The 4,573-nt window shown below is 48.7% G+C and carries 5 protein-coding genes; all 5 read right to left on the bottom strand.

The window, feature by feature from the left end; translation table 11 throughout:
• Positions 1–86: 86 nt before the first annotated feature.
• The gene (locus tag B3K42_RS11010; protein WP_258367301.1) at positions 87–713 is read right to left on the bottom strand and encodes an MBL fold metallo-hydrolase; all 627 of its coding nucleotides are present in this window, start codon (positions 711–713) and stop codon (positions 87–89) included.
• Between the two features lie 64 nt (positions 714–777).
• Positions 778–1,263: a phosphodiesterase gene (yfcE, locus tag B3K42_RS11005; protein WP_258367299.1), complete on the bottom strand. Its 486-nt coding sequence runs from the start codon at positions 1,261–1,263 to the stop codon at positions 778–780.
• Positions 1,264–1,295: 32 nt separating this feature from the next.
• Positions 1,296–1,940: a thiamine diphosphokinase gene (locus tag B3K42_RS11000; protein ID WP_292598792.1), complete on the bottom strand. Its 645-nt coding sequence runs from the start codon at positions 1,938–1,940 to the stop codon at positions 1,296–1,298.
• Complete coding sequence (locus tag B3K42_RS10995) at positions 1,940–3,130, bottom strand: RNA polymerase subunit sigma-54 (protein ID WP_110990599.1); 1,191 nt, start codon at positions 3,128–3,130, stop codon at positions 1,940–1,942. Before B3K42_RS10995 ends, B3K42_RS11000 begins: the two co-directional genes overlap by 1 nt.
• Positions 3,114–4,573: NAD(P)H-hydrate dehydratase (locus B3K42_RS10990; RefSeq protein ID WP_292598789.1), on the bottom strand; the 1,460-nt coding region annotated here is incomplete at its 5' end. The genes B3K42_RS10990 and B3K42_RS10995, both read right to left, overlap by 17 nt.

The raw sequence follows: 4,573 nt of genomic DNA, 5'->3' as shown, positions 1-4,573 counted from the left end.
GCTCTTTACCAAACACAACCTTGTTGGCTCTTCTTCCAATTCCAAGGAGAGATACAATTCTCTTTTCATCCATATTATGCCCTCGATCAACGATAATTGAGGACGACTATCCTGGTTCCCACATTGGCCTTTTCTTCCAGCTTCAGTTCTTCAAGCTGTTCAAACGGGTCGCCAGACAGAAAGTCTTCAACTCTCCCCAGCTCAAAGGCCAGGGCTTCTGTTTTGAAATGCATCGGAACGACGTACGAGGGAGCTAGATCTCTTGTTAGCTCTCTTGCCTGTTTCGCGTCGATTGTGTAGAACCCGCCCACAGGCACAAGCAGAACATCGGGGCTCCTCAGGAGATCTAGAAGCTCTGAATCAAGTTTGTGGCCGAGGTCTCCGCAATGAACGACTCTGAATCCGTCCGGGGACGTAACTTCGAAAATTATGTTCTTTCCTCGTTTCCTTCCCTGTACGTCATCGTGGAATACTGAATGACCTTCAATCTTGAACCCTTGCACAGTTTTGCTGACGGTTTCGTTTATCAGCACGAATCCCTGCTCGAATCTATCATGAGCATTGTGGTCGTGGTGCTGATGGGATTCCAGAATAATGTCCGGCTTAACCGGGGGCATGTCATAACCGACACCCTCGTCGAAGGGGTCGATCAAAAGAGTCTTTTCGTCGCACTCAAGCGAAAAACAGGAATGTCCATGCCATCTCAAAACCATATTCATCACCCAGATACTTATTATATCATGGGTTCAGTAACATGTTTACGGAAAGCAGGCGCTCCTAAAGAGCCATTGCTTTGAGTTCGAGGCCTTCTATGCTCTTGAGGTATATGGCACCTTTTACGAAGTCGATTATTGCGTAGGATCCACCGGTTCCATCTTTGGGAATAGAGGAACTGCCGGGGTTGAGAAATATGATCTTCCCTTCTCTGGAGAGATGGGAGACGTGAGTGTGGCCGGATATGATTATTCCTCCTTCGAAGGGAAGGCCGAACTCCTTATGGCCATGCGAAATGAAGAGATCAATGTCGTTTATGACGAGCGTACGCGCTTCAGGCAGGTCAACTAAACCGATCTGCATCAGATCAATTTCGCTGTCACAGTTCCCCCTCACACTTTCGATTCTTCTGGAATACTGTCTCAAAAGCGCAGCAAGTTTTGCTGGATCGTAGTCACCAGGAAGAGGATTCCTGGGGCCGTGATACAGGAAGTCTCCGCAGTGAATGATCAAAAGGTCTTCGCCGTTTCTCTCAAGTATTCTCTTCACTGGCCCAGGAGAGCCGTGTGTGTCTGAAATTATTACTGCTTTTTCAACCATCTGAAGTATAGGACAGTACCTCCCTTGCAGAGAATCTGTACTTCGCTTTCTTTCGTCTCGTTTGAAACCCCCAGAGGATTACCGTGCTCGAGAAAGGCATCTCTCAAAGAGTATTTGAAGCCCTTAAGACTGATCATGGTCGGCTGTCCTCCGAAGGGGAACAGAGACCAGATTTCACCGAGTTCTACTGAGGAGACCAGCTCTTTGGATACCATTCCGATCTCCACGCTGTCCTCCACTATTGTTGCTTTCAAGGTGTTTCGCACACCGTAGATTGAAGCAAGAGTGCCCATGAAGTGATCGAGCCGGAGTCCTGTGGCGCCAAAAATCTCGACTTCCGCTATGTCCCTTTCTTCAAGGGCCTGAAGCGCGATCTTGGTGTCTGTGTCGTCTTTTTCAGACGGATAGATTAGAATCAGAGACCCTTTGCTTCTGCACCAATCAAGAGTTGTCTCACTTATCGAATCCATGTCTCCAACGAGGAGATCGGGATGCGTTCCAAGACTTCTGAGCATTTCGGCGCCTGAATCGGCGGCCGACACAAAAGAAGTTTCCTGCAACTTTCTCATGTAGAATTCCGTAGAAGATATATATTCCCCACCGACAAAAAGCACTGCCTTTGTCATCATTTTGATTTTCCCAGTCCAAGCTGGTGTCTGTACTTGTTGACGGTTCTCCTGGCAATGCAGATATCCCTGTTCTTGAGTTCGATTACAAGCTGCGCGTCTGAAATGTCGGGGTCTTCCCGGACGATCTCGGCTATCACTTCGAGGGCCTGTTCCTTTTCCTGCACGTTGCCGAAAAAGTACCTGATCGGGAAGGTCCCGACAGGAGTCTGAACAAACTTATCCTTCACGGCGCGGCTGACGGTGGAGACTACGACACCTATCTTGTCTGCTATCGAATTCATCTTTAAAGGCCTGATCTTGTCGCTTGTTTTCAGAAGAAAGGGTGCATTTCTCATCACTATCTCATTTCCGATTGTGATAAGCGTCGCTTTCCTTCTTTCAAGGGCCGTTATATAAAACTTTGCTTCTTCGAGCTTGTCTTCAAGGTATTTTCTTGCCGCCCTTTCGCCACGTTCAAGTATCTCTTCATATGATTCATCAACGTTCAATACGAGCGAGTAATCCCTGACGGTGACTATGAACTTTTCATCGAGAAACTCAATATAGACGTCCGGCTCGACGTATCTTACATAGGAGCCATCGCTGTACCCCGATGAAGGGAAGAGGCCTGGCCCCATAAGGGTTTCGAGTTCTTCGCGATTCGAGGCAAAGACGCCGTCGAAGCCACCGTCCCTCATAGCCGAAATGACTGCAGAGAGTCCATCGAAGGGGCAGTGATTTTCCCGGGCAATTGTCTCAAGGTCTGAGGTAATCATTCCGAGATCGTCCATGTTATCCAGCAGAATCTCGAAGAGACAGAAGAGGTCATCGTCAAGTATGTAGAAAGCAAAGTCCCTGAGTATCTCTCTGAAGGTCGGCTGTTGGGCTTCAATTCTGTCGAAGTCCCAGCCGTCGCGATCCGTGCTTTCTTGTTTCATGTAGATGGAGTTGCTCGCAGGGAGTGAGTAATAATCTCCATCGTCTATATTTTCCTCGTCTTCAGGCTCTCTATCGCTTTCCTTGCTTTCTTCTATCAGTTCGTAGTCTTCTCTCTTTATTTCAAGAAGAGGGTTTGCCTGTACTATCTCTTCGAGTTCGGCAGAGATTTCGAGTGAATTGAGCTGAAGCAGTTTCAGGGCCTGCTGAGCCTTCAGAGAGAGGCCGAGTTTCTGCTCAAGTCGCTGAGATAAGTTATGGCTTAGTTCCATGGAGTTTCTCCTTTGCATTCTGCTCGAACTGCTTAAAGACAAGTGAGAAGGAGTCTGCAATTCTTGAGGCAGAATTTGAGGACTCTGAAATTCTTGAAAGCTCGGCTGCTTTGCCCATGAAGTACATTCCCAGTATCGCAGATTGGTCGAGATCTCCTGTTTGGGCTGCAAAACCGGCAATCGATCCTGAGAGGAGATCACCGCTTCCCGCCTTTGCGAGGCCTGTGTTTCCCGCTGTGTTGATCGATATCTTTCCGCTTGCGTTACAAAAAACAGATGCAGCGCCCTTAAGAATCGCACGTGTCCCGCGACTGGAACAGAACCCCATGAAAGACTCCAGATCTGTTCTCCCTTCATTAAGCCGGCCGAACTCTCCCGGGTGAGGGGTTATAAGAATTTTCATTGACCTTGATAGGACCGAGAGATCCTTTGAGATAGCGAAAAGGCCGTCGGCATCTACAACAAAACTCTTATCGGGGAAACTCCTCAACAACTGCAATACGAATTCGACACTGTCCTCTTTTCTTCCGATTCCTGGACCGACTACGACGCAATCTATTCTGTCCATCAATTTTGAGAGGTGTTTGATGTCGTTGGGTCCAAGAAAGTCGCCGTCGCTCACCAGAGCAATCGCTTCCGGCAGATTGTTTCGTATAACGCTCGCAGATCCTCCTGGGGTGTACGAGTAAACCATTCCGCATCCGGATCTGAAAGCGCCGAGAGCAGAGAGATACGGAGCTCCAGTGTAAACCTCACTTCCGCCTGTTACCAGGACAGAACCGTAGCTTCCCTTATAGCTGTTACGAGGTCTTTCAGGCAGAAGGGCGGAGATAACCTCTTCATCGATGACTTCGGAATTGGCCAGAGAATTCATTATTTTCTTGGAAAAGCCGGCGCTCTCGACCAGAATCTCGCCACAGAATTCACATCCAGGATAGAGAAAATGGCCAACTTTCGCAAGTCCGAAAGTGACGGTTTTGTCCGCCTTGAACGATGAGTCTGAAACACTGCCGTCAAACCCGGAGACTCCTGAAGGAATGTCCACGGCCAATCTATAAGCTTTAAGCCCATTGACAAATTCGAATAGCTTCGCGATGCTGCCCTCCAGACTTCCATGAAACCCCGTTCCAAAAACGGCATCGATTATTATGTCGGCCCTTTTGAGCAGATCCTCCACTGCGGAAGTTTCTTCCAGGTCCACAGCCGGCCCTCCAAGAGAACTATAAATTGCTGCATTCCTTTTGCAATCATCGCTTGCGGGAGTATAACACCGCACAACAGCAACATCAATTCCGTCGCCGAGAAGAAGCCTGGCCACTACGTACCCGTCGGCACCGTTGTTGCCGCCGCCACAGAGGACAACTGCCCGGCTTACTCTGTATCTTTGAATCTCTTCGAAAACGCTTCGGGCAGCCTCCTCCATTAGAAGAAGCGAAGGTACTC

Origin of the sequence: Mesotoga sp. UBA6090, from assembly GCF_002435945.1 — a bacterium.
GTDB lineage: Bacteria > Thermotogota > Thermotogae > Petrotogales > Kosmotogaceae > Mesotoga.
This window is presented reverse-complemented; position numbering and strand designations above follow the sequence as displayed.

Coding starts and splice junctions, on each gene's coding strand:
- B3K42_RS11010 (WP_258367301.1), bottom strand. CDS start 713: ATGGTTTTGAGATGGCATGGACATTCCTGTTTTTCGCTTGAGTGCGAC.
- B3K42_RS11000 (WP_292598792.1), bottom strand. CDS start 1,940: ATGACAAAGGCAGTGCTTTTTGTCGGTGGGGAATATATATCTTCTACG.
- B3K42_RS10995 (WP_110990599.1), bottom strand. CDS start 3,130: ATGGAACTAAGCCATAACTTATCTCAGCGACTTGAGCAGAAACTCGGC.